General features: G+C 58.4%; 22 protein-coding genes and 1 pseudogene. 21 read left to right on the forward strand and 2 right to left on the reverse strand.

Going from position 1 to position 24,300, the window contains the following annotated elements:
* The first annotated feature begins 37 nt into the window (after positions 1 to 37).
* From L9O85_RS08005 to L9O85_RS08040, 8 genes and pseudogenes are all read left to right on the forward strand, one after another.
* On the forward strand, positions 38 to 808 hold the full coding sequence (locus L9O85_RS08005; RefSeq protein ID WP_172697688.1) for a CAP domain-containing protein: 771 nt from the start codon (positions 38 to 40) through the stop codon (positions 806 to 808).
* A 238-nt stretch (positions 809 to 1,046) separates the two neighbouring features.
* Positions 1,047 to 6,038: a SpaA isopeptide-forming pilin-related protein gene (locus L9O85_RS08010; RefSeq protein WP_301578373.1), complete on the forward strand. Its 4,992-nt coding sequence runs from the start codon at positions 1,047 to 1,049 to the stop codon at positions 6,036 to 6,038.
* 487 nt (positions 6,039 to 6,525) lie between these two features.
* Positions 6,526 to 6,861 (forward strand): DUF3852 domain-containing protein, encoded by a 336-nt coding sequence (locus L9O85_RS08015; protein WP_009259185.1) that lies wholly within the window; start codon positions 6,526 to 6,528, stop codon positions 6,859 to 6,861.
* Between the two features lie 262 nt (positions 6,862 to 7,123).
* Complete coding sequence (locus L9O85_RS08020; RefSeq protein WP_301578374.1) at positions 7,124 to 7,261, forward strand: hypothetical protein; 138 nt, start codon at positions 7,124 to 7,126, stop codon at positions 7,259 to 7,261.
* Between the two features lie 205 nt (positions 7,262 to 7,466).
* A complete protein-coding gene (locus L9O85_RS08025; protein ID WP_044942053.1) occupies positions 7,467 to 8,372 on the forward strand; it encodes a conjugal transfer protein TrbL family protein in 906 nt (301 codons plus the stop codon).
* A gap of 9 nt (positions 8,373 to 8,381) precedes the next feature.
* Positions 8,382 to 9,521: a DUF4406 domain-containing protein gene (locus tag L9O85_RS08030; RefSeq protein ID WP_243280579.1), complete on the forward strand. Its 1,140-nt coding sequence runs from the start codon at positions 8,382 to 8,384 to the stop codon at positions 9,519 to 9,521.
* A pseudogene (locus L9O85_RS08035) lies at positions 9,518 to 10,165 on the forward strand (DNA cytosine methyltransferase); the annotation flags it as partial. The gene L9O85_RS08030 and the pseudogene L9O85_RS08035, both read left to right, overlap by 4 nt.
* Positions 10,166 to 10,187: 22 nt before the next feature.
* Positions 10,188 to 11,522, forward strand: coding sequence for a DNA cytosine methyltransferase (locus L9O85_RS08040; RefSeq protein WP_195494922.1), 1,335 nt, complete (start codon positions 10,188 to 10,190; stop codon positions 11,520 to 11,522).
* Here the strand turns inward: L9O85_RS08040 and L9O85_RS08045 are convergent.
* On the reverse strand, positions 11,516 to 12,070 hold the full coding sequence (locus L9O85_RS08045; protein WP_080744497.1) for a DNA-3-methyladenine glycosylase I: 555 nt from the start codon (positions 12,068 to 12,070) through the stop codon (positions 11,516 to 11,518). The genes L9O85_RS08040 and L9O85_RS08045 overlap by 7 nt on opposite strands.
* A gap of 189 nt (positions 12,071 to 12,259) precedes the next feature.
* Between L9O85_RS08045 and L9O85_RS08050 the strand changes: the two genes are divergently transcribed.
* The 4 genes from L9O85_RS08050 (at position 12,260) to L9O85_RS08065 (ending at position 15,669) form a co-directional block, all read left to right on the forward strand.
* Positions 12,260 to 12,841, forward strand: coding sequence for a hypothetical protein (locus L9O85_RS08050; RefSeq protein ID WP_050001742.1), 582 nt, complete (start codon positions 12,260 to 12,262; stop codon positions 12,839 to 12,841).
* 144 nt (positions 12,842 to 12,985) lie between these two features.
* The gene (locus L9O85_RS08055) at positions 12,986 to 13,252 is read left to right on the forward strand and encodes a hypothetical protein (RefSeq protein ID WP_044945908.1); all 267 of its coding nucleotides are present in this window, start codon (positions 12,986 to 12,988) and stop codon (positions 13,250 to 13,252) included.
* Positions 13,245 to 13,832: a hypothetical protein gene (locus L9O85_RS08060; RefSeq protein ID WP_301578375.1), complete on the forward strand. Its 588-nt coding sequence runs from the start codon at positions 13,245 to 13,247 to the stop codon at positions 13,830 to 13,832. The genes L9O85_RS08055 and L9O85_RS08060 overlap by 8 nt, the downstream gene beginning before the upstream one ends.
* Entirely contained in the window at positions 13,825 to 15,669 is a 1,845-nt protein-coding gene (locus L9O85_RS08065; RefSeq protein WP_301578376.1) for a VirB4 family type IV secretion system protein, read from the forward strand. Before L9O85_RS08060 ends, L9O85_RS08065 begins: the two co-directional genes overlap by 8 nt.
* 91 nt (positions 15,670 to 15,760) lie before the next feature.
* Here L9O85_RS08065 and L9O85_RS08070 read toward each other — a convergent pair whose 3' ends face one another.
* On the reverse strand, positions 15,761 to 15,958 hold the full coding sequence (locus tag L9O85_RS08070) for a hypothetical protein (protein ID WP_009261437.1): 198 nt from the start codon (positions 15,956 to 15,958) through the stop codon (positions 15,761 to 15,763).
* 152 nt (positions 15,959 to 16,110) lie between these two features.
* On the opposite strand from L9O85_RS08070, the gene L9O85_RS08075 reads away from it, so the two are divergent.
* The 9 genes from L9O85_RS08075 (at position 16,111) to L9O85_RS08115 (ending at position 24,077) form a co-directional block, all read left to right on the forward strand.
* On the forward strand, positions 16,111 to 17,505 hold the full coding sequence (locus L9O85_RS08075; RefSeq protein WP_009261542.1) for a hypothetical protein: 1,395 nt from the start codon (positions 16,111 to 16,113) through the stop codon (positions 17,503 to 17,505).
* Complete coding sequence (locus L9O85_RS08080) at positions 17,502 to 18,566, forward strand: M23 family metallopeptidase (RefSeq protein WP_009261570.1); 1,065 nt, start codon at positions 17,502 to 17,504, stop codon at positions 18,564 to 18,566. The genes L9O85_RS08075 and L9O85_RS08080 overlap by 4 nt, the downstream gene beginning before the upstream one ends.
* Before the next feature lie 22 nt (positions 18,567 to 18,588).
* Complete coding sequence (locus L9O85_RS08085; protein WP_009261571.1) at positions 18,589 to 19,632, forward strand: DUF6329 domain-containing protein; 1,044 nt, start codon at positions 18,589 to 18,591, stop codon at positions 19,630 to 19,632.
* Between the two features lie 17 nt (positions 19,633 to 19,649).
* A complete protein-coding gene (locus L9O85_RS08090; protein ID WP_055270827.1) occupies positions 19,650 to 20,753 on the forward strand; it encodes a hypothetical protein in 1,104 nt (367 codons plus the stop codon).
* A 15-nt stretch (positions 20,754 to 20,768) separates the two neighbouring features.
* Entirely contained in the window at positions 20,769 to 21,053 is a 285-nt protein-coding gene (locus tag L9O85_RS08095) for a DUF6103 family protein (protein WP_024725453.1), read from the forward strand.
* Positions 21,050 to 22,054, forward strand: coding sequence for a hypothetical protein (locus L9O85_RS08100; protein ID WP_195494917.1), 1,005 nt, complete (start codon positions 21,050 to 21,052; stop codon positions 22,052 to 22,054). Before L9O85_RS08095 ends, L9O85_RS08100 begins: the two co-directional genes overlap by 4 nt.
* Before the next feature lie 131 nt (positions 22,055 to 22,185).
* Positions 22,186 to 22,629, forward strand: coding sequence for a hypothetical protein (locus tag L9O85_RS08105; protein WP_009261487.1), 444 nt, complete (start codon positions 22,186 to 22,188; stop codon positions 22,627 to 22,629).
* Positions 22,630 to 22,717: 88 nt separating this feature from the next.
* Positions 22,718 to 23,140: a helix-turn-helix domain-containing protein gene (locus tag L9O85_RS08110; RefSeq protein WP_024725234.1), complete on the forward strand. Its 423-nt coding sequence runs from the start codon at positions 22,718 to 22,720 to the stop codon at positions 23,138 to 23,140.
* Between the two features lie 16 nt (positions 23,141 to 23,156).
* Entirely contained in the window at positions 23,157 to 24,077 is a 921-nt protein-coding gene (locus L9O85_RS08115) for a HipA domain-containing protein (RefSeq protein WP_009261485.1), read from the forward strand.
* Positions 24,078 to 24,300 lie beyond the last annotated feature (223 nt).

A 24,300-nucleotide genomic window follows, 5' to 3' on the forward strand; every position in this document is an offset into this window, starting at 1 on the left:
AAAGGCAAAGTCTAATAACATCGAGGAGGAAAACGGTATGAGCAGAAGAAAGAACGTGCTGATGGTGACCACAGGCATCCTGATCGGGATCCTGATGGCCGGCACCGCAGCCCATGCGGCAGAGGCGCCTCCCATCCGGGTGAGCAGCTACAAGGGCGCTGTACTGGAAGTGGGGGAACGGAGCGGCCTTGTAATCGGCCCCAGCGGGGCGGCGTACACGGTGACCTCCAGCGACCCGGACACGGTGGCGGTGGAACAGGTGATGAGCTGCTGGGTGGCCGTTGCCAAGTCCGAGGGGAGCGTGGAGATCACCGCCTCCAACCAGGCCGGGGAAACCGGCGCCCTGACGCTGACCGTGGGGCCAGACGCACCGCAGGCCCCCACCACCGGGGACAGCCCGGACCAACGTGAGGTGTCGGATGTGCGGTTGGAGCTGGTGCGGCTGGTCAACGAGACGCGCCGGGAGAACGGTGTAGCGGAGCTGACCGTCAATGAAGCCCTGATGGACGCAGCCCAAAGCATCTCCGACAAGGAGTATAGCTGGCATCACACGAAAGAGGAATGTGAGGCAGCCCTGACGTGCGGCTATCCCTACGGGTTCGGTGTGAACCTGACCGTGTTCACCGGCGCAGCCACGGAGAATGCAGCCCAACACGCTCTGGAGAACTGGATCAGCTCCCCCGGCCACTTCGAAACCATGATCGATCCAGACGGTGACAGCATCGGTGTGGGCGTGACGGAGCGCGACGGCGTGACCTACTGCTACCTGTTCGTAGGCTGCCCGAACACCCACAACCCATATGAATAAACACCAGCCAGATGGCCTCTCAAACGAGAGGCCATCTTTTATATCAGCCAGAAAGGAGGCGGTCACACCCCAGTAAACACTTCGCCGGAGCGATCCGCATGAGACTCCGGCGCCGCGCGCATCAATAAATTAAAACGCAGAAAAAGAAACAGGCCGTAGGGACCAGATCCCCGCAGCCTGTTTTTATTGTTGGGAAGCATGGTCCCCCGGCCTTTCCTTTTTCGGAAAGGAACAAGGTATGCGAAAGATTTGTTTCCCATACAAGCGAATGATCTCCATGCTGCTGGTGCTGATCTGTATGCTGGGTCTGCTGCCCACCGCCGCGCTGGCGGCAGACGCCCCCGGCTCCATCAAGATGGAGGACTGCACTCACAACGGCGTCCACTATGAGTCTCCCAGCCTGGGGACCTGCTGGCTCCATCAGATGACCTTCGATTACAACCAGAAAAGCACCATCGGCTTCTGCGCCGAGCACGGGAAAGGCATGGGCTGGTCCCTGGAGGGGCAGACCTGGGGCAATCCCAAGCCCATCACTGACCCTACCGTACAGACCATGATGGCCTACTACTACGCCCATACCACCGGCGTGTTCACCGACCAGGCTCACGCCCTGGGCGTAGATGAGGTGTGGGGCAGCGATTATTCCTGGACCATGAACGCCTGGGTGCAGGCCATCATCTGGCGCTATAAGGCCGGCCTGCTGGCGGATCCAGCCACCGCCTGTGCCGAGGAGCTGCTGTGCGTCTACAACAATCTGGAGCATACCAGCTACTCCAGTATTGATGACCTGCTGGACGGGATGTCCTTCCGTGACCGCACCCAATATATCCTGGATTTGGGCAAGCAGGGCGTGTGGGGCGAGTGTACCGTCTACGAATACCAATACACCGGCTCCAGCACCAGCTCCCATCAGGCCAAGGACGTGCAGGCCATTATGATTGGGAACCTGGACGTCACCCGTGAGAAGTACGACCTGACCGTGAAGAAGGTGGACGCCACCAATCCCAACAAGGGGCTCCCTGGAGCACGGTTCATGGTGCGTTCAGAAAACGGGACCTATGAGCAGGAGATCGTGACCGGGAGCGACGGGACCTATACGCTCAAAGGCTTGGACGCCTCGACATATTCCATCGTGGAACTGGAAGCGCCGGAAGGATACCAGATCGACAACGCTGGACCCCAGTATGTGGCCCTGCCCAACGGTAGCAGCAGGGCTGTGACCGTCACATTCACGGACACGCCCGAGGTCACCAGCGAAGGGACCATCCGCAAGGTGGATGCGGACGATCCCACCAAGGGCCTTGCCGGCGCTGTTATCCGCATTGACGGTGTGGATAACAGTTTTACGGGCACATATACGACCGGCATAGGCGGCTACCTGACCGACGTGCCCTGGGACACCATGCCCATTGGCAGCTATACCGCAACGGAGGTGACTCCGCCCTCTGGCTACTCCCTCAGCCCGGACCCGGACAAGGTCAAACAGGAATTTGTTTGGGATGGCAAGCATGATGTCAGTTTAGTTTTTGAAAATGACGCCCGCGTCAAAATCGAACTGCTGAAGCTGGACGATTCTGATGATCCCCTCCCTGACGCGGTCTTCCATGTGGTAAAGGACGGCCAGATCATCGCCACAGAGAAAACCGACAGCTCAGGCCGCATCGTGGTCCCCAACGTCACCGAGGGCATGTACGCATTCATTGAGAAGTCCGTACCGGCGCCCATGGCCACCCTGCTGGAGCCGGTCATTGTCCATGTGGATCAAGCTACGGTGGATGGGGGTGGGACCGTCAAGGTGACCGCCAAGGACCAGCGCCTACCCAATCTGACCATCTGGAAACGGGACGGCAGCGACGAGAATACCGTCATCCCCGGCACCGTCTTTGAGGTCAAGGGTATCCACTCCGGCTTTCACACCGATGTGACCACCGGCGAGGACGGAAAAGCGGTCCTGACGGCCCTCCCTGTGGACAGTTTCGAAGTGACAGAAAAATCCGTTCCTGCGCCTTATGTGATCGGGGATGAGCCCACTCAGACCATCTGGCTTGGCCCCGGTGATGAGAAAGAGCTGGTTTTTGTCAATCGGAAGCAGCCCCTGCTCACCATCGCAAAGTCAGACGCGGATGACCCCACGATCAAGATCCCCGGAACCGTCTTCCTGGTGGAGGGGATCGACAGCGACTACAAGGACGAGTGGACCACCGGGGAGGACGGAACCGTCTCCAAGCGGGTAGACCCCGGCAGCTATGAGATCACAGAAAAATCCGTTCCCTCCCCATATTATATCTCAGAAACGGAATCGGAACGGGTCCAGACCATCAGCCTGAACGCCGGCGATGAAAAGACGATCAGCTTTGAGAACCACAAGCAGCCTTTTATTGAGATCATCAAGGAAAACGAGATCACTCATGATCCCATCGAAAATGTCAAGATGCAGGTCTGGTACGCCTCCAACAATACCGCCACCGGAGAGTATAACGACCTGGGCGTGTACTATACGGACTCCGAGGGCCGTATCGTTCTCTCCGAGCCGGACATCTCCCTCCGGGACGGCTGGTACCGGGTAAAAGAGCTGGAGCCTGCCCCTGGATTCGCCCTGCCGGACGAGGACACGCAGGAGGTATTCATTCCGGCTGGGGGAAGCCATACCTTCCGCTTCCAAAACCAACCTCTCTCAGCCATCTGTGTGTGGAAGTATGATTCCAAAACAGGGGCCGCTTTATCTGACTGCTGGTTCCAAGTCCGGTATCTGAGCGGCAACGCCAGCGGCAGCGGCGGCACGGTGATCGGCGTCTACCAGACCTCGGAGAATGGCTCCTTTACCGTCACCGGCTGTGAAGCTGGCACTTATATCATTGAGGAGCTCGCCAGCGACGGCACTCACGTCATCGACACACCGCCTCAGACAGTCTACCTCTCCGGCAAGGACCAGGAGGTCGTGGAGGTCCACTTCGGCAACTCCCCCAAGGGCGCTCTGCTGGTCACCAAGATCTCGGATGACGAGAAAAAAGAACCGCTTTCCGATGTGGAATTTCTGGTCACCACCAGCGATGGGACGCTGGTGGGAGACGCCAACGGCAAATTCGTGACGGACAGCAGCGGTTCTTTCCTGGTGGAGAATCAGGACCCCGGCACGGTGCTGGTGGTGCGCGAAACCAGAGCGAAGCCGGGCTATTTGCTGGATGACACCCCGCAGACAGCGGAAATCAAGGCTGGGCAAACCATGTCGCTTGAGTTCCGGAACCAACCCCTGGGCAATTTGATCATTCACAAGCTGTCGGGCGCCGACAAAAAAACGCCGCTGGAGGGGGCGCAATTCAAAATCACTTATGCGGATGGTTCTTTCCTGCCGGATGAAAACGGCCAGTTGTCCTCCAACGGCCTGTACTGGAGCAATTTAGAGGGACAGATCATCCTCTCTGGGATCACAGGCACCGTCGTGGTGACTGAGGTACAGAGCGTACCAGGCTATACCATTGACGAGGGTACCCGGAGCCAGACGGTGGTGGTCAATCCGGATGACACGCAGCATCTTTATTTTTACAACGACCCGGAAAAAACGTTGGTTCTCCAGAAGAACATCTACGACGGTGATAAAAACGACAAGCCACTGGCCGGGGTGGAATTTCTGGTGACGGACTCCACCGGGGCTTATATAGGCCCGGACAATGGCCGATATGTGAGCGATAGCAAGGGCCGTGTGGTCATCACCGGCCTCACCGCCGGCATGACCATTACGGCAAAGGAGGTCTCCACAGTCGCGGGCTATGTTCTGGACAGTACCCCCCAGACCATTGAGATCTCGGAGGGCGACGAGGTCCAGACCCTCTACTTTTATAATGAGCCGGAGGGCGGCGTCGAATTTACCAAGGTCAGTGCGGCAGACAAAACGGAGCGGATTCCTGACACGACGTTCGAGGTCCGCAATGTCAGCGATGACGCACTGGTGGACACCGTCACCACAGGGAAAGACGGCAAGGTCTATCTCCCTCTGGAGGCCGGTGATTACTACGCGGTGGAAACGAACTGTCCCAGCTCGTTCCGCCTGGACGCTGCCCCCATCTATTTCACGGTGGAGGATGGACAGGTCACCCGTGAGACTGTGACCAACCAGCCCATCAGTGGTATTCTCATCCACAAGGTGGACCCGGACGGTGAGGGAATCCCTGGTGTCGTTTTCTTGCTTTATGATAGCAATCGGAAGCCTATTTGTCAATACACCTCGGATGACCGGGGATATGTCTATATCGATGATTTGACCAGTTCTGGCCGGTTCTATCTGCGAGAGCTGGAGAACGATGGCTACATTGTGGACGACCAACTCAAGACTGTATACGTACAAGCCGGAAAAGTCACTGAGGTTGAGTGGGAGAATACCCCCATCACCGGACAGATCCAGATCACGAAGACCTCGGAAGACTACAACTCCATGAACGGCTGGCCTGCCGGCACCCCGATCCCTAACACAGAGTTTGAGATTTACAACGCCCGGACGGGCCGTCTGGTGGATACCATCCGGACTAATAAAAATGGTGTGGCCGTGAGCAAGCCTCTGCCTCTGGCCCGCTATAAAATCATTGAATCCAGGACGGCGGACTTCTACGGCCTGGACAAAACGCCCATTGAGGTGGAGATTGAGCATGAGGGCCAGATCGTCAAGGCAGCTATGACCAATAAGAGCCTCTATACCAACGTCAGCATCAAGAAGACAGGGTATGTGGAGGTCATGCCGGGCCAGCAGATCCGCTATGACCTCAGCGGCATTGCCAACAACTCCACCACCGGCCTGACCTCCTTCTACTGGCGGGATACGCTACCCACCCAGGCGGTGCGGCTGGATAAGCTGGTCACCGGCACCTACAATGTGACGGGCAATTACAAGGTGGTCTACAAGACCAATCTCAGCGGAGATACCTGGCGCGCCCTGGCGGATAACCTCTCCACTCAGCAAAACTATGTACTGGACGCATCTCCCGCCGCGCTGGGGCTGGCCTCCAACGAGTATGTGACGCAGTTTATGGTCTCCTTCGGGGTGGTCCCCGCTAACTTCCGGCAGGTGGAGGCTCCGCGGGTGTACTGCGATGTGGTCTCCTGGGTCACTGGCGGTACCCAGTTCACCAACCAGGCGGACGCGGGCGGCGTCTATGACGGCCAGTGGATCATGGCCACCAGCCGGTGGGTGACCAAGGTCTACAAGCCATCCAATCCCCTGCCCCGCACCGGCTACTGAGGCTTACCGCGGAAGACAAATAAAGCAGGGGCGCGGCCTTATTGGGCCGTGCCCCCCACTCGGAGAGAGATCGGTCCTTCTGAACGACGACAATCTCCCAAGAAACGTCATCGTCCAGCTTCACGCCAGTGAGGGCTTCGAACTGCTTCCGCATATCGCCTTCACAATGGAGCTGCGGGGAGCGGCCTCGTATCCCGCCTCCGCGGCGGCCTTTACCATGGCCTGAGCCTAACCGTTGAACCCGCCGTCAGAGGCGGGATGCTTCCGGGTGTACAGCGCAGTTTCTCTTCGTTCATACTGTTTCCTCCAACGCAAGCAGAATATCCGATGGATTAAACTTGTACTATGCAATACATCGAGGGCGTTGTCAACTCACGACTGCCCGCTCCAAGGCTTTTGGGGCGGCTGTGTTTCTGAGGAGGTGGAGCAGAAAATCAAGCGATTTCCGCATCGATTTTATAGACGTGATTTTAAAGGAGGAGAGCCTGTGAAACTGAAAAAATGGGTCTGCGTCCTGCTGGCGGTTTTCCTGCTGGCAGGGCTTTTTTGTATGCCCGCGCTGGCCGCCGCGGATGATGTGGCGGATGCGGTGGAACAGACCTGGGGAGACGCCTCAGAGCAGATCAAAACGGTGGTGGACAGCGTCGTGTTTCCGGCGCTGGGCATGGTGCTGGCCATCGCTTTTTTTGTCAAATTAGCAATGGCGTATTTTGATTATCGCAAGCATGGACAGTTCGAGTGGACCGGCCCTGCTATCTTATTCGTGTGCTTAATTTTTGTCCTGCTGGCCCCCAACTACATCTGGGGCATTGTGGGACTCTGACACTATGACCAGGGAAGATTTTGAGCGGAGGATAAGAGACCTGCTTCCGGATGTCTCTGACCAGGCCATGAAAAACTGGCTGGAATACGCTAAAAATCTGGACCGGGACGGGACGAAAACATAATCCGAAATTTTTGACCGCTCCTATGTGGAGCTCGCCCTCATCAAGCGGCACCAAGGCATGGAAACCGCCGCGGCCCAGTACCTGAGTCTTGGCGGGAGTCTGGACCATGTGCCAGCTCTTGCGTTGGTGGGCTTCCTCATGGAACCCCAAAACCATGACAGCATGCTTCGGGCTGTGAAGCATATGAATGATGGCGGGGATGCAGCCAGCGCCTATTACGCGGCTGAGGGGGAAGTGTTCAAAGACCACTCTCCTCAGTGTCAGCAGACCATGTGATACCCCAAATTTATTTCCTTCATACCCCGCACCAGAGAGTATGCTAATATGGAATTGAATTTTGGCATAAAGACACGCGGGCACTGAAGCAGTGCCCGCTTTCTTTCTGTCGCAACGACTATATGAGGGCCGTACCGTCTGTACGGCCCTCATTTTTATTCCGCCGCAGGCGGTACGCCCCTTTCGCAAGAGGGGTGATTTTTCTTTGTTTATCTGGGACTTTGTGGCCTCCACAGTCATGGACAACCTGATCGACTGGTTCTACGGACAGATCGTGGGCTTCCTTGGGAACTTCTTCTCCGCCATGGGCAACATGGGGGTGGAGATCTTTGAACTGGAGTGGGTACAGGCCATTGTCCTGTTTTTCTCCCAGCTTGGCTGGGCGCTGTATGGGGTGAGCCTGGTGGTGTGCGCCTTTGAGTTCGGCATCGAGTACACCACGGGCCGGGCCAATCTCCAGCACACGGCGCTGGGCGCCATCAAGGGCTTCCTGGCCGTCAGCCTGTTCACCATCCTTCCCGTGCGGCTCTACGCCCTGTCCGTATCGCTGCAGGGCCGGCTCAGCGCCGGGATTACCGGCTACGGGACCAGTATCGGGGATGTGGGGCAGCAGATCATCACAGACCTCAGCAGTGTGGAAAGCATCGCGGATATGACGCAGGTGACGCTGGATTTTGGCTTTGGCGTCATTACCAGCCCCATCATGCTCCTGTTCTGCATCATCCTTATGGCCTACGCGGTGATCAAGGTCTTTTTCGCAAACCTGAAGCGGGGCGGCATCCTGCTCATCCAGATTGCCGTTGGATCGCTGTATATGTTCAGCATTCCCAGAGGATATGTGGATGGCTTTGTACAGTGGATGAAGCAGGTCATCGGCCTGTGCCTGACCGCCTTTCTGCAATCCACCATTCTGGTGGCGGGCCTTATGGTGTTCAAGGACCACGCCCTGCTGGGACTGGGGCTCATGCTCTCCGCGGGGGAGGTGCCCAGGATCGCCGGCACCTTTGGCCTGGATACCACAACGAGAGCCAACATCATGAGTGCGGTCTACACAGCTCAGGCCGCCGTCAACACCACCCGGACCATCGCGGCCGCGGTGGCGCCGAAATAGGAGATGAATATGACAGAAGGAAACGAATTCCATCCGCCTAAAATCTACGCGATCTGGGTGGATGCAAGGCCGGAGAGTCCCATGGCGGGGCTGTCCGGCTTTTTATCTGAGAACAGCCGCCGCCTGTTCTTTACCGAGCGTGGGGACGCGGAACTGAAGATCCGGGATATGGAGGCGCTGCGGCTCAACCGCCACCCCGCCGCGGAGTACCGGTGTGTGGAGTATCCGGGCGGGTATGATGCGGAGCGGAGCATACAGGCGGAGCTGCTCAAAACAATTTCCCTACAGGCAGACCCTGAGATCATGCGGTATGAAGTCACAGACCGCATCTACGGCAACACTGGAGGGGGCTGCATGGTAGGGACACTGGCTGTACGCCTCCCTGATCTGGATAAGACCATCTGGATCAACTGCAATGACGAAGGCGTGACCATCACCTCCGCCGACTATGTGTGGAACGAGGATGACAGCGGGAGCTGGGAGCGGTACGAGGATGTGGTCATGTTTGAGGTCAACTTTCGGGATGACGATCCGCAATCTATGTGGCCCCTGCTCCCGGCAATCCACGAGGCCCTTGCCTATACCATTCAGCGGGAGACAGAGTACTCCTCCAGGCTGTTCAGCATCCCGGCAAAATGGCTGCCGGAAACATACCGGCGAGGAGCTGACCCGGCGTACCTGAAGTGGGCTGAGGAAATGGAGCAGTCTGTTGAAGTAGGCGTGAATGGTCTGGTAGTCAATGATCCCTCATATCGGCATCAGCCCCAGAGGGAGACAGACACCCAGGCCAAGGTGGTCTACATCGCTTCCCCTCTGTCCGGAGATGTGAAGCGAAACCTCCAGTTCGCCCGGCAGGCATGCCGGTATGCCATCTCGGAGGAGATGACCCCATTTTGTCCGCACTTGCTCTACACCCAGATGTTGGATGACAGCGACCCGGAGGAACGGCAGCTGGGCATTGATATGGGAAACCGGATGCTAAGGCTTTGTGACGAGCTGTGGCTGTGTGGGGACCGGATCAGCCCCGGCATGGCGGGAGAAAAGGAGATGGCGGAGCGTCTCGGCATCCCTGTGCGGAGCGTCAGCACGGAGGAGATCCAGTCCATGGAGCTCTCGCCTACGGAGGGGATGGGGATGTCCATGGGATGAACCTGACCATGGGGAGCCTGTTTGATGGCATCGGAGGCTTCCCCCTCGCGGCGGAGCGGTATGGGATCAAAACTCTCTGGGCCAGCGAGATCGAGCCGTTCCCCATGAAAGTCACGGAGCGGCGCTTCCCAGGCATGGCCCATAAGGGCGACATCACAAAGTTGAACGGCAGGCTGCTGCTCCCGGTAGACATCATCTGCGGGGGCAGCCCTTGCCAGGACCTGAGCGTGGCCGGAGCGCGCGCCGGATTATCCGGCGCCCGTTCCGGCCTTTTTATGGAACAGATTCGGATCATAAAGGAAATGCGGACAGCGGAGAGAGAACGGGGCCGGACCGGCGCCGACATCCGTCCCCGCTGGATGTGCTGGGAGAATGTTCCAGGCGCGTTCAGCAGCGGATCGCCCAAAGGGGAGGACTTCCGTATTGTGCTGGAGGAGATCATTCGGATCCATGACATCGGCGCGGAGGTCCCGCGATCCTATCCCTATTCGTGGCCGGACGCGGGAGACGCCGTGATGGAAAACGGCTTCTCTCTGGCGTGGCGCTGCCTTGACGCGCAATTCTGGGGCGTCGCTCAGCGGAGAAAGCGCATTTTTCTGGTGGCGGACTTTGCCGGCCCTCTCGCGCCCCTGCTCCTGTTTGATGTCTTAGATGGGAGGCTTGACTATGCAGCACTGCGACAGCGACGGCCAGATGATGCTGTTCTCTCTGGAGGAGGCTGATGAAATATATGCGAGACCTCCGAAACGAAAAAGCGGGACCTTAACCCTGTCCACGCTGATTTCCATTCCTTATTTCCACCTGGATCTGTCCAAAGGCCATGTGGACCTGTTCGGGTGCCATTATTGGGAATTCCGATCCCCGTGGCAGGAAAATGGCCCGCCGCTCAACACTGGAGCAGCTCCCAGAGAGCCGGTCAAATGTGATCTATCCAGCATCTTGGAGCGAGATCCTGACGAGAGACACGACCTGAGTCCAAAAGCCTGTCTCGGCATCCTGCGCAGAGCAAAGGAGCGCGGTAAACCGCTGCCGGAGCGGCTGGAGTGGGCTTTGATGGCTCAGGCCGGCCTGCTCCCGATGAATTTCCAGGCAGCGGAGATGAGAGCGTATCACATCAATCGGAGAGATGAGGACACCAATCTATATGGTGTAGCTGGTACGCTGATGGCCACCAGTAATATGCAGATGCAGACCTTCATCAACGGCGATTCCGTGGTCTTTGCCGCAAATCAGAGAGAGAAGGTGAATTGCCGCAAAGCGGCAAGAGAAGCCGCCCTGGGGCGTGAGGTACGGGATCTGCATGATCTTACTGGTGCGCTTCAGGCACAACCCGGAATGAAGCAGCAGACCTTTGTTGCCGGATTTTCTGCGGGGGCCGGAGCCAAGGCCGGAGGCATCGGCTATTCCGAGAAGATCTCCCCCACGCTGAAAGGGACAGCCAGCGGGAACTGTATGCCCTCTGTCCTGTGCCTGAACGACCAGGGCGGCAGCGTGATGGACTGTACGGTGGGGATCACGGGGACCCTGCGGGCTCAGGAGCACGGGCATCAACCCCTGGTGTATGAAAACCACGGCATCGATGCCAGATACACCGGGCCACACACCATTGCCCCGACGCTCTCCGCCCGTGCAGGGACCGGAGGCAACAATCTGCCGCTGGTGGAACAGAGAGACGCGGCTCACGGGTCGCCTTCTGAAAAGGACGGCATTCTTTATGCCAGACAGCGTGTAGACGTATTTCACGATAACGATGTGGCCTCTACAGAAAGCGCCAGACAGTATAAAGATGCCACAGACCTGGTATGTCAACAGGCAGATAGCCGCCGATTGATCCGCCGCCTGACGCCGCTGGAATGCGAACGCCTCCAGGGTTTCCCGGATGGCTGGACGGCTCTCTCCGACGCCTCGGACTCCGCCCGGTATCGGGCGTTGGGCAACAGCGTGGCCATCCCCTGTGTGGAGTTCATCATGCGGGGAATCACCATAGCGGTCTCTTATTGATTATTCGGATGACAGAAGCAGGACAGCTCATGGTCGTTGACCACACCCACAGCCTGTAGGAACGCATAGATGATCGTGGTGCCGACGAAGCTCATGCCCCGGTGCTTCAGGTCCTTGGAGATACGGTCAGACAGCTCTGTATGAGCGCGCGCTTCATCATCCGTATTCAGGATGACTTTCCCGCCTGTGAAAGACCAAAGGTAGCGGTCAAAGGAGCCAACCTCCTTCTGAATGGAGAGATATACCCAGGCATTACGAATCGCGGCCTCGATCTTGCGCCGGTTGCGGACGATGCCCGCGTCAGCCATCAGAGTCTCCACCTTCTCCGGGCCGTATTGGACGATCACATCCGGCTGGAAGTTGTCAAAAGCCCTGCGGAACGCCTCACGCTTTTTCAGGATCGTCAGCCAGGACAAGCCCGCCTGGAAGCCCTCCAGAGTCAGCATCTCAAAGAGCTTGCGGTCATCATGCTCCGGCCGCCCCCATTCGTTATCGTGGTAGGCAATGTATAATTCCGAGTTTGGGTCCGCCCAGCGGCACCGCTTCATCTCAGATCCCTCCATGATCAAGTTGTCTTGATTATACATGTAGTCAGGAAAAATGGCCACCCAAAGTTCAGCGAAAGAGCTTGTCACTTGTGCTTTCGTTTCAGCGTTGTTCTTCGTCGGATTTGGTGAATAGCTTTGGGCCATAGCCTGGGATATACTTGGCCTACCAAAAGGAAAGGAGCCTACAAAATGGGAAAACTGACGATTAATTTATGTGAAGAACTCCACCAGAAGATCCGGGAGGATGTGGCGGCGGACGAGAGCCTGACCACCGGCCTCCTCATGGAGCGGATCATCCGGGAGCACTATGAGGGACCCAAGCCGCGGCCCCGGATAGAGAGCGGCGGCCGGACCATGGCCTTCTCGGTATCGGAGGAGCTGTTCCAGCGGGTCAAGCGGTATCTGGCGGCCCACGGGGGCCAGTCCCAGCGGGATTTCGTGATTGGCCTGGTGACACAGGGACTCGCTCTGTGGGAACAGGGTAAGGCCCTCAAGATGCTGGAGGGGTACACGCCCCAAAAGGGGGACCGGACGCTGGCGTTCGCCGTCACGGAGGAGCTGTTCCATCAGATCAAAGCATACCTGGCCGCGCATAAGAAGCTCTCCCAAAAGGAATTTATGGTCAGTCTGGTGGAAAACGCCGTCTCAGCCTGGGAGGCCGGGGCGGAAGCGGACGGATCGCCCATAGTGGAGGTCCTGCCGGAGCTGACCGAGGAGGAAAAGCGGCGCCGCAGCTTTGCCCCACTCTCTGGAGAATACACATACCCCTAAGAGCGGAACTGTCACAGGAAGAAACCGCCATGGGAGATGCGGATGCCGCACTCCATACCAACGACGCACAGTAATGAACAAAAGATCATCCAGGACGGGAGGAGAAACCTCCCGTCCATTTTGTTTGCCAAGGGAGGGACGAATATCTATATTTACCCTGAAAACCTGAGAGCCAAAGCCATGCTGTGGCTGTGGCCCCTGCGGGATGTGGCTATCATCGGGACCGGCTTTATCCTCTCTGTCCTGGCTCTGGCGCAGAGCGGCTTCCTGCCGCCTCTGGTGGCCACATTCCTTTTCGCCTTTCTCAGCATCCGCGTGGAGGACGCCAGCATTCTGGACTTCCTGCGCTATGCCGTCAACTTTCTGTTTTTGAAACAGCAGTATTATGAATGGGGGGAATGCATTGAATAAAAAGCAGAAACAAGAGCTGCGCCAGCGGCAGACCGCCCGGCAGCTCATGGGCATCAGCCAGCTCACCGGCCACGGCATCCGAACTGCGGAAGGGGAACTGGCCTTTTTTCTTATCAGGCCGGACAACCTCTCCGTGCTCTCCTCAGAGGGGGTCCGGGGCCGGGTGACAGCTCTGACCCATCTGCTGTGCGCCATGCCGGAGCTGCGTATCCTGGCCCTGGACTCCCGGGAGTCCTTTCAGCGCAATCAGGAGCGGTACCGCCAGCGGCTGGAGCAGGAGGAACTGCCCGCCCTGCGGGAATTGCTGCGGCAGGACTCCGCCCATCTGGACGAGATCCAGACCACCACCGCCTCGGCGCGGGAGTTCGTTCTGGTTTTCCGGCTGGATCAGCAGAGCGGAGAGGGCAACGAGGTCCAGCTCCGCCAGATGGATAAGCGGATCCGGGATCAGGGCTTCCACGTTTGGCTTGCGGAGGAGCAGGACGTTAAGCGCCTGCTGGCGGTCTACTACCAGCAGGACGTGACCACGGACCGCTTCGAGGACTACGACGGAGAGATGTGGGCAAGAGAACATGGCTAAGAAAGTACAGAAAAAAACGAATAAAAAGGTCCCTGCAAAGGCCCCAGAACCCCGCGTCAAGGACTTCCTTGACCTCATCGCGCCCACTGCCGTCAAGTTTAACACAGATCACTACGTCTGCGGTGGGACCTACCGCTGCACCCTGGCCCTGCGGAGCTACCCGGCCAGCACCGAGGAGCTGGCCCTGCTCCGCCGGCTGGGGGAAAAGAGCGGCGTGACCGTGCACATTTATAACCGGAGGACGTCCGCAGCGGAGGAGGATAAGATCATCCACAACGCGGAGAACAAAAACAAGCTGGACCGAGGCAGCACCAGCAGCATGAAGCAGGCGGTCACCGCCGAGGCTAACCTTCAGGATGTGGCGGCCCTCATCGCCTCTATGCGGAAGAACAGCGAGCCCCTTATCCACTGCGCCGTGTTCATTGAGCTCTCCGCCAGAGACCCGGACAGTCTGCGTGCCCTGCGGGATGAGGTGACGTCGGAGCTGATCCGGAGCAAGCTGGGCGCGGACCGGCTCCTCCTGCGCCAGCGGGAGGGCTTCCTCTCCTCCAACCCGGCGGGCCGCAACGCCTTTGGATCCCAGTTTGAGCGGGTACTGCCGGCCAAGTCCGTGGCCAACCTGTACCCCTTCAACTACTCCGGCAAGACGGATCCCAACGGCTTCTACATTGGCCGGGACCGGTACGGCTCCAACATCATCGTGGATCTGGACCGCCGCGCTGATGACAAGACCACGGCCAACGTCCTGATTCTGGGCAACAGCGGCCAGGGCAAGAGCTACCTCCTCAAGCTCCTGCTGTGCAATATTCTGGAGAGCGGCAAATCCGCTATCTGCCTGGATACAGAGCATGAGCTCGTGGACCTCTGCTCCAACCTGGGCGGGTGCTTCATCGACCTGATGAGCGGACAGTACCGGATCAATCCCTTAGAACCGAAGCTATGGGACGACGGCAGCGAGGGGGATGATCCGGATGCTCCCGCTGCATTCCGCCAGAAGACCCGGCTCAGCCAGCATATCTCGTTCCTCAAGGACTTCTTCCGGGCCTATAAGGATTTTACAGACCAGCATGTTGATACCATTGAGCTGATGCTGGGGCGGCTGTACGTCAAGTGGGGCATGGACGACAATACCGACTTCCAGCCCCTGTCTCCCAGGGATTATCCAGTCCTCTCCGATCTCTATGACGTGATCGAGGAGGCGTACCGAAACTATGACAGCGAGGAGTATCCCCTCTACCCAAGGGAACTGCTGCAGGAGGTCCTGCTGGGTCTCCACTCCATGTGCCGGGGCGCGGAGAGCAAGTTCTTCAACGGCCACACCAACATCACCACCTCCCGCTTTCTGGTCTTCGGCGTCAAGGGGCTCCTCCAGGCCAGCCGGAATGTGAAAAACGCCCTGCTGTTCAATGTGCTGTCCTATCTCAGCGACAAGCTGCTTACCAAGGGCAATACCGCGGCGGGGCTGGACGAGCTTTATATCTGGCTGAGCAACCTGACCGCCATCGAATACATCCGCAACAGCCTTAAGCGGGTACGGAAGAAAGAGTCCTCCATGATCCTGGCCAGCCAGAATCTGGAGGACTTTGACGTGGATGGGGTCCGGGAGCTGACCCGGCCGCTCTTCGCCATCCCCACCCACCAGTTCCTGTTCAACGCCGGCAGTGTGGACAAGAAGTTCTATATGGACAACCTCCAGCTGGAGCCTGCTGAGTTCGAGCTCATCCGCTATCCCCAGCGGGGCGTCTGCCTCTACCGCTGCGGCAACGAGCGGTATCTGCTGGAGGTCCACGCGCCGCCCTATAAGGAAAAGCTGTTCGGGACAGCTGGCGGACGATAAAGCCGGCATCTGTTGGAAGGTCAATGGCAGTCCCCTATGTGTAAAGAAATGGACGGCGCATTCGTGCCGTCCATCTCCACAGGATATGAAATTACATTTCAAGCCCCAGCTTCTCCGCGATCTCTTCCGCGGATAGGCCGGCGGCCTTTGCTTTCTCCATGACAGTTCTCATGGTGACCGGGTGGAGGAGCTTCTGCTTCTGGGCTTCCAGAGTCTTGATCTCCTCCTGCTTTTTGGAGATCTTCGCATCGATCAGCGCGATACGTTCTTCGGTGCTGCGAGCGGCCATTCAGGGCACATCCTTTCTGTTTGATGTGATTATCATAAAATACAAGCTGAACCCTGTCAACCGAATTTTGTCATATCGCCGCCTTTTCCGTCTTGATTTTGTAGCCACACGGCGATATGGGATGAACATACAAAACCAAGGAGGAAACGAAAATGGAACCAATTGAACTATCCCGCTGGGAACCGTCCCCGGAAGATCCCCGGCGGAAGCAGTACGCCGGACAGCGTACCGCGCAGGAGGTCTTTGAGGAGCTGAGGCACCGTCTGGAGGGGATGGGGTACCTGCCGGACGAGTATTTTCTCATGAACCGTGACTGGGAGAATGGCCGGGAGATCCCGCGGGGCGCGGATATCTTCTGCACCACTGACTACGGTGGCAGTGAAGGAATCTATTTGGATGTATCTCTGCAATGGTATGAAAATGATCGAACAGTCACAAGGAACTTTATCACAGGCAAAACGCTGGGCGAAACCGGCGCGGACCTGGACCGGATGTTCCTCATCTCCTCCGCCATCACCAAGGCATTCCATGGAGATCGAGGAACCTATGCCCGGTACCTTAGCTGCGGGGAACAGCCGGAGCCGGAGGCCATGATCGTCCATCTGGATCCCGCAGAGCAGCGTACCATCATCCAGGCGTTGGTAGAACAGCGGGAGCGGCAGGAGCAGGCCATGTCTCAGACGGAGCAGCTTCTGAGGCGGATGACCGGGAGCATCACCGCCTATATGGAGGAGGTGGGACAGCGGCCTCTGCGCATGAGCGACTATGATAAAACAGTGCTGGCGATCCAGGATGGTGAGTTAACAGAGTTCTGGGCACGCTATCCCAAAGCACTGGATCAAGCGGACAGCCTGCTGGTGGAGACTGCGGGCCGACCGGGAGCGGTAGGCAGAAGGATGACTCTGAGTATACTGTCTGCCGCAACGAAAATCTCTCCCTCTGCCTACCTGACCGCCTGCAAGCGGGCGGTGGATACCGGAGATGGGCAGCGGGTGCAGTCTCTCATAGAGCAGGCGGAAAGCTGTCTCTCAGAGCCGCTTCCCGCTCTCACCGGTGTGGCCATCCTGCATGCCTATACGAATGGCCATCGAAACATGGCCAAAGATCTGATCGCCCAATGTACGTCCGAGCAGATTGCCGCCGCGCCCCCAAACCTCCTCCGTCTGGTTGCGGAGCGGCTGGACTTCCAGACCGCAATGGAGCTGGTGGACAAGGGCGTCCAGCCGGGGGATTATGCGGCAGACGTTCTGCACACCCTCACGGGCCAGCATCAGGAATGGATGGCGGAGAAGCTGCTGGAGCACGGGATGCCGGTGGCGGCGGACAACTACGCCGCTCTGTATGTCTGCGTCAATAACCAGGCGGCCGGCGTTGCAAAGCTCCTGCTGGATCGGGGGATGGATCTGGAGCAGTACCAGACATGGGCGGAGAAGCAGAGAAAAAACGAGGGATATGAGGAGACAATGGCGGAGCTGACCGAATACTGGTCGGAGCTGCAAAGCGGGCCTGAGCAGGACAGCCCCTCCATGGACGGCATGAGCTTATGAGCGCCACAGCCGCGGCGTTGGTCAAGGCGGCCATCCTCGCCCTGACTGATGAAAACACCAGAAAGAAAATCGGTTGGGTGCTGGCGGCGATTCTCTCTCCAGTGATCCTGCTGATTGCCTTTTTGTGCGCTCTGGGTTCGGGTACCGCCAGCCACAACCTCTCCGTTGTGGAGCTGTGCTTTTACGGCGGCAAGGTCCCGTCTGAGACCCCTGATGAGTACCGGGCCTACATTGAGGAGATGCGCGCGGGCTTCAATCTCTTGGATGGATCCATTGAAAATATCAATGAATTGACAGAAGGAGAAGACGGCCTTGACGAGATCCGCGTCAAGGCCCTTTTTTATGCTCTGTACTTCGGCACAGACAGCCCCAGCCAACAGGACTGCCAGAAGTTTGTGAGCTGCTTTGTCACCTACGAGGAGCGGACCCGGACCGTCACCGTGGAACATGAGGACGGGACCATCACAGAGGAGGAAGAAACCTATACAGTGGCCGTGTCCATTGAGGATCTGGAGGTGATCTATCAGAATATCCGTTCCACCATGGGTGTGGAGGCCACAGAGGACCAGCGGAGCAACGCGGAGAGCATCTACAGCCTCATCCGCTACGGCTATACGGGGGGAAGCAGCTTCGAGGGGGCTGATGTGCCGTTCATCGGGGCGGACGGCTTCTGCTCCCCCATCGGGGAGAACTGGCGGAGCGTGGTCACCTCCGAGTTTGGTAACCGTATCGACCCTATCACCGGGCAGCGGCGGGGACACACCGGTATGGATCTGGCAGTCCCCACAGGCACACCCATCCGCGCCGCCCTGCCGGGGACGGTGACAGTGTCCACCTACAACCGGGGCGGATACGGTTATTACATCATGATCGATCATGGCGATGGGCTGTCCACACTCTACGGTCACTGCTCCCAGCTGCTGGCATCGGTGGGCAGGATAGTGAATGCTGGGGATGTGGTTGCCCTGTCCGGTTCCACCGGGCGCTCCACTGGCCCCCACCTCCACTTCGAGGTGCGCGTCAACGGCCAGCGGACAAACCCACGGGGCTATCTGCCATAAGGGCAGAGGAAAGGAAAACGCAATGAAAATCAAAGCCAATCTCTTAAACAAACCAGTAAACTTTCAGATGGACGACTGCCAGATCGAAAAGGTGGTGGAATTGCCGCGGGACCAATTTTCTGCGCTGGTCATCACACCGCTCACAAATCAGCCGTTCATCGCGGAGAACAAAAGATGGATGTTTGCGGACGACAGCGCCGTCCACTGCCTGCTGGTGCTGGGTCAGGGCAGCGGGGACGGCGTGCTGATCTATTCCGCCGGCTATGACTATCCCCGCCTTGCCGCCTACCTGCCGGGGATGCGGGATATCCTCAACGCCAGATTGGAGCGGGCGGCGGACTTCATCGTCCATCAGGGCACAGAGGCCACAGAGAACGGAAGCTGGAGCATCAGCTTCAAGGAGCTGGAAAAGCAGACCGAGATCACAGTCCGCAGAGGAAACGGTCTGGACGGGATGCTGCTGGAGGCGCTCACGCACCGCAGGGAGGTGACCTCGGCGGCGCTGACTGATACGGGGATCGACACAGCGTACCACCTGAACTTCTGCTCCAGAATTCCAGGCCAGAAGCCGTGCTACTTTACCAAACTTCCTGAGGAGCAAAAGACACAGCTTTTCTACGAGGCGGTAGAGACCCTCCTTGATTTTTTTGGCGATGAGAATCTCTATGGTGTACTTCACAACGGATTGCAAATGCCGAACGAGGAGATCCTGGCCCGTGGATATCTCACCACGGAAGCTATGCTGGCCGCGGGCACCGTCATGTCCCTGCCGGAAAACTCCGGTATCTCCCTTCGTGACGTTCTCCAATACGAGTTGACCGAAGACCTGTCTCTCGTCCATGCCCAGGGCGGAGAGCCAGTACCGCTTGAACAGGAAGAAGAACTGACCCGCACGGAGCGGAAGCGGTTCTCCGATGTGCTGGACGCCCACGTTCTGGAATCCCGCGCCGGGGAGCATGGTACGGAACTCGTGATTGGCGGTGTGAAGCCGGAACGGCTGGAGCGGTTCCGCTCTATCCTTGACGCCTATAAGCCGGAGGACCAGAGCATGGAGACTATTCAATAAAAGGGGGCGGCGGTTTTATGGACAGTTACTTTCAGGTCCGGGACGCGGAGCGCACGGCATGGTTTACCTCGCAAGAGGTGCGGAATATCGCGGATGTGGCCGCCATGGTCACGAAAGCCCTGGACGCCGCTGGTGGGGAGGGGGAAACCTCCGTCCAAGCACTTGCGGATCACGGTGGAATTTCCCTGCGGCCGATCTCCGCGGATCGTTTCAGCGCGCAGGTGCGGGACCTTTTCTGTGAGCCGCCCGGAAAGCTCCTGGCAGAGCTGGACCTCAAAGATGACACATTCTACTGCGCCAGCTGGGTTCCGCGGGAGGAACACTGCGTCGCGGTCTCCGGAATGATCAGCCGTCTCCTGGGTGTCTATGAACTGGCGATGGTAGAGCGGCTCGAAAAACATCTGGATCTGGACCGGTTCTGCAATGAGATATGGGACCACCTCCACGTGAGCTTTGTGGCCCCCCGGATGGAGCGCCAGTCTGAGCGGTGGGGCCCGCGGGACAGACCTGAGACCGGGCGCGGCGCCTTGTACAAACGAGCGGCGGATCTGGTGGCCACCTATGAGGAACTGCTCCTGGTACCGGATGAGGCGTGCGTCACCCACTATTTAGGGGACCTGGGGATACACATTTTTAAATATGACGCGGCACAGGAGCAGATCCAAAACGCCTATGAAAAGGCGCTGAGCGTCATGGAGATGGACGACGCCGAATTCCAGGCAGAGAAACAGTTCGTCTACCGGGGGGAGATCATCTCCGCCATGCGGGACCGTCTGCTGGTTGGGGAGCTGAAGCCTGGCGAGACCGTGCTGTTCGTCGGTACGGAGCCATACGGCGGCCCCGGTGATTTCGAGCTGCGGGGCGGCGTCGTGGAAGCAGTGAATCCGTCCGAACGGACCTGCTCGGTACGCGGCGAGTTCTTCACCATGCACGATGTGCCGCTCCACTATGTCCTGGGCCGGTATGACACCAGCGTGGAGGGAGAGCACTACGGCTTCCCCCATGTGCGGCCTCTGTTCGGGGAGAACCGTGACCTGGCCGGCCAGTATCTGCGGGAGGCCGAGGCAAGCTGGAACGTACAACAGGCGGAGACGCAGATAGACGCTCCACAAATGATGTAGGAGGAGGCGTCGGAAATGCAGAAGACCGAGATCACCCTCTCCTTTGACGGCGAGAAATTGGACGCCCTGGAATTTTATCTGAAGAAAGAGAACACCACTGTACAGAAGCGCATGAATGAGGCACTCACGGAACTATATGAACGGATTGTACCGGAGGCTGTGCGGGAGTTTCTGGACCGCAAGGCGCCGCCACCGGCCAGACCCAAACGTCCCGCCCGCCCCGGCGTGGAAAAGCCCCCGGAGAAGGCGCCCAGACCGGAAGGGCAAACTGCTTTGGAAAAGGATGGTGCTGCGGAATGAAAAGCAGAGAAATATGTGTGTGGCTGGATGAGCGGTGGTACGACGCCTTGAGCCGCCATCTGAAGGATGAGACTGTGGAGGATAAGCTCGGGGACTATTTGGACCAGCTCATCAACGAGCTGGTTCCCGAGCAGGAGTACAGCCGCATCAGTCAGGAACTCTGGCAGGAGGATCGGCAGGCCAGACAGGAGCTGGAGGCCGCGAGGAAGTTCGCCATCTTCCGCATCCGGGAGTCCGGGCAGGACCGCTGCCTCCAGGTAGAACGGCCTCTGGAGTTTCTGGATGCCGCCCGGCTCCTGCGATCCTACCTGCGGGGAGAGCGCGGGGCCTCCTCCTTTGAGCAGATGCTGCATCAGGCGGAGGAGATCACTCCCGAGGCGTTTGAGGACATGGTGCTGGTGCGCATGGAGAATACAGGAAAGGTCACCGGCACCTTTGAGCTGGACTTTGATAAGCGGGAGTTTTCCGCTGTCAATGTGATGGATGGCTGGCAGACCTTTGCCATGGGGGACGTCTCTAAAGCGGTCTATCAGGCGGACCGCAAGGCGCACCTCGACAGTGACCAGCGATGGGTACGGTTCCTGGACGCGCTGGACGGCAGGCAGATCACCTCGGCGGGTCATCTCTCCGCGCGGGAGGTCCGGATGGCGGAGGAGATTTCCGAGGTGGACGGCCTCCTGAATTTTTACCTGGAGACGTCCTTTGACGTGGACGCGGTGTTCGGGACCCAGGTCTGCACCGCGGAGAACGGCGACTGGCTGAACGTCTACGCCAACTATGATATGAACTCCGGTCAGGTATGTGATGAGCTGGAGATCGCGCTTCACCGGGGGGACGGCAGCGAGACGGCCCTCTCCTATCACCTCAACGCCGCGGAAAAGGAAGTCCTGCTGCGGAAGATGGAGGACTACTGCCAGGAGCAGACGGGCATGGGCCTTGCGGAATACAGCGCCCAGATCATGGCGGAGGCGCCGGAGCCGCCCACCGGGCCGACCATGTGACTTGGGCGTCTATGCCAAAGATGGGGGGTATTTCTCGTTGGGTTTGGTGAATGGCTTTTCCCGCGGGGATGTGGCATTGTGTGTTCAGCCGCCGAGGACTGCGGCAAAATAACAACACGGGAGGAAATCACATGAACACAGAATTGGCAAGGGACCTACAGTATCGGATCACCAAAGAGGCGCTGGCCATGCTGGTCATCCATGGCAGCGCGGCGGAGACAAAGGATTATGAGCGGGCCATCATCCTGATCGGCTCAGCATGGGGCCTCGACCCTCAAAACGCCGTGTCCCATCTGGAGCTGATCACGCGGGAAAAGGAAGCGGCGCGTGGGACCGCCGAACCGGAGGAGACCCGCCACGTCCTGCCGGAGAGCGAGCTGCCCATGAACGCCAGCGGCATGGAGACGCTGGACAACGTCTGCGGCCTGTTTGAAACCGCCATCCAGCTGGAGAGCCGGGACCACCGGGAGGCCCTCTTCCGGCTCGCCTCCAAACTGATGGAAACGCAGAATCTGCTGGACTGGATCGAGAAGACGCCGGAGGAACAGGAGCTGCCTGAACTTGCGGAGAGTTGAGGCCGCAGGCACAGCCGCTCCCTCTGCCCTGGCCGCCCCCCTTGACTGGTTATCGGGATGCCGATATAATCAGAGACAGGTGATGCATATGACGATCCAACAAATCCTGCGGGAAAAGGGCCTCTCCCGCTATCAGCTCTCCAAGCGCAGCGGGATCCCCTGGGCCACGCTGGCGGACATCTGCTCAGGCAAAACAGCGCTGACAAGGTGCAGCGCCGGAACGCTGGGCAAGCTCTCCGCCGCGCTGGACATCCCCATGGAGGAGCTCCTGACCATGACGGTGGAGCAGAGACTGGCCCCGGATGGGAAGCCCAAGGACCGCTCCTATCTGGAAAAAGATCTGCCGGCCAGCCTGCAAAAAGCCCTGGACGAATACATCCAGGGAGAGAAAGACCATGTGTCCTACATGGACTGCCTATGGGGAGAGCTGTACGGAGCTATCAACTCCAACCAGTGGAGCAACGCCATCACGCTGGAGCAGGCGGACTACCTGAGAGCAAAATACCTGTAGAGGGGAGGAATGATCTGTGATCGATTTTACCAACTGCCCTGTCAACCGTTTTCGCGCCTATGGCGGCGCGAATGGGAACAAGATCAATATCTCCTATGAGGGCTCCAGCTACATGCTGAAGTTCCCTCCGCGCCCCAGCCGGAACAAAGAGATGAGCTACACCAACGGCTGTATCAGCGAATATGTGGCCTGTCACATTTTTGAGATGCTGGGCTTCCGGGTACAGGATACCCTGCTGGGCAATTACACGGACAGCCGAGGCAAGAGCAAGCTGGTGGTTGCCTGCCGTGATTTCACAGAGGGCGGAAAACGGCTGATTGAGTTCGCCCAACTGAAGAACACCTGCATCGACAGTGAGCAGAATGGCTACGGCAAGGAGCTGGACTCCATTCTGGAGGCTGTCAATGAGCAGACACTGTATCCCGCGGATGAGCTCCGCGCCTTCTTCTGGGATATGTTTATTGCGGATGCGTTTCTGGGCAACTTCGACCGGCACAACGGCAACTGGGGTCTGCTGGTAAACGAGGAGGAGCAGAGCGTGGAGATCGCGCCGATCTATGACTGCGGTTCCTGCCTCTATCCGCAGTTGGATCTGCCGCACATGGCGGAGGTGCTGAATTCGCAGGAAGAGATTGACCGGCGCATCTATGTGTTCCCAGCCTCTGCCGTTGAAGAACACGGTGTGAAGATTCCGTATTTTGATTTTATCTCCTCCCTGCGCTGCCCGGAGTGCAATGACGCGCTCAGGCGGGTCACCGCGCGAATTGATCTGGACAGGATTCAAAAGTTCCTGGATGGTGTCCCGGAGCTCCAGCCGATCCAGCGGGAGTTCTACCTCACCATGCTGACGGAGCGCAAGGAAAAGATACTGGACTACAGCCTGGACCTCCTTCTGCGGGAGGAACAGCAGCCGGGAGCTCCCGAGTTGACAATGTGACCAGCGGAGTATTCAGGGGATCGCATCTCATTGATGCGATCCCCTTTTTCCGTTCTGCCGACCACCACAAAGCCGCGCGGCACCATCCCGATGCGGGAGCGGACTGAGGCGAAAAGCGAAAACCACAAAGTGATGTGCCAAGATAATTTGAGCAGGGGGCGGCTGAACACAGCCGCCCCCTGCTTATTGGAAACTGTTGATCATGACCGAAACCACAGCGAAA

It is taken from the genome of Lawsonibacter asaccharolyticus, assembly GCF_022453915.1.
Classification (GTDB): Bacteria; Bacillota; Clostridia; order Oscillospirales; family Oscillospiraceae; genus Lawsonibacter; species Lawsonibacter asaccharolyticus.

What these genes read in the sequence shown, in the direction of transcription:
- L9O85_RS08050 (WP_050001742.1), top strand. Translation starts at nt 12,260, where the DNA reads ATGGGAAAACTGACGATTAATTTATGTGAAGAACTCCACCAGAAGATC.
- L9O85_RS08085 (WP_009261571.1), top strand. Translation starts at nt 18,589, where the DNA reads ATGAAAATCAAAGCCAATCTCTTAAACAAACCAGTAAACTTTCAGATG.
- L9O85_RS08045 (WP_080744497.1), bottom strand. Translation starts at nt 12,070, where the DNA reads ATGAAGCGGTGCCGCTGGGCGGACCCAAACTCGGAATTATACATTGCC.
- L9O85_RS08005 (WP_172697688.1), top strand. Translation starts at nt 38, where the DNA reads ATGAGCAGAAGAAAGAACGTGCTGATGGTGACCACAGGCATCCTGATC.
- L9O85_RS08040 (WP_195494922.1), top strand. Translation starts at nt 10,188, where the DNA reads ATGCAGCACTGCGACAGCGACGGCCAGATGATGCTGTTCTCTCTGGAG.
- L9O85_RS08110 (WP_024725234.1), top strand. Translation starts at nt 22,718, where the DNA reads ATGACGATCCAACAAATCCTGCGGGAAAAGGGCCTCTCCCGCTATCAG.
- L9O85_RS08075 (WP_009261542.1), top strand. Translation starts at nt 16,111, where the DNA reads ATGGAACCAATTGAACTATCCCGCTGGGAACCGTCCCCGGAAGATCCC.
- L9O85_RS08065 (WP_301578376.1), top strand. Translation starts at nt 13,825, where the DNA reads ATGGCTAAGAAAGTACAGAAAAAAACGAATAAAAAGGTCCCTGCAAAG.
- L9O85_RS08080 (WP_009261570.1), top strand. Translation starts at nt 17,502, where the DNA reads ATGAGCGCCACAGCCGCGGCGTTGGTCAAGGCGGCCATCCTCGCCCTG.
- L9O85_RS08010 (WP_301578373.1), top strand. Translation starts at nt 1,047, where the DNA reads ATGCGAAAGATTTGTTTCCCATACAAGCGAATGATCTCCATGCTGCTG.
- L9O85_RS08095 (WP_024725453.1), top strand. Translation starts at nt 20,769, where the DNA reads ATGCAGAAGACCGAGATCACCCTCTCCTTTGACGGCGAGAAATTGGAC.
- L9O85_RS08100 (WP_195494917.1), top strand. Translation starts at nt 21,050, where the DNA reads ATGAAAAGCAGAGAAATATGTGTGTGGCTGGATGAGCGGTGGTACGAC.
- L9O85_RS08020 (WP_301578374.1), top strand. Translation starts at nt 7,124, where the DNA reads ATGGAACCCCAAAACCATGACAGCATGCTTCGGGCTGTGAAGCATATG.
- L9O85_RS08105 (WP_009261487.1), top strand. Translation starts at nt 22,186, where the DNA reads ATGAACACAGAATTGGCAAGGGACCTACAGTATCGGATCACCAAAGAG.
- L9O85_RS08090 (WP_055270827.1), top strand. Translation starts at nt 19,650, where the DNA reads ATGGACAGTTACTTTCAGGTCCGGGACGCGGAGCGCACGGCATGGTTT.
- L9O85_RS08070 (WP_009261437.1), bottom strand. Translation starts at nt 15,958, where the DNA reads ATGGCCGCTCGCAGCACCGAAGAACGTATCGCGCTGATCGATGCGAAG.
- L9O85_RS08030 (WP_243280579.1), top strand. Translation starts at nt 8,382, where the DNA reads ATGACAGAAGGAAACGAATTCCATCCGCCTAAAATCTACGCGATCTGG.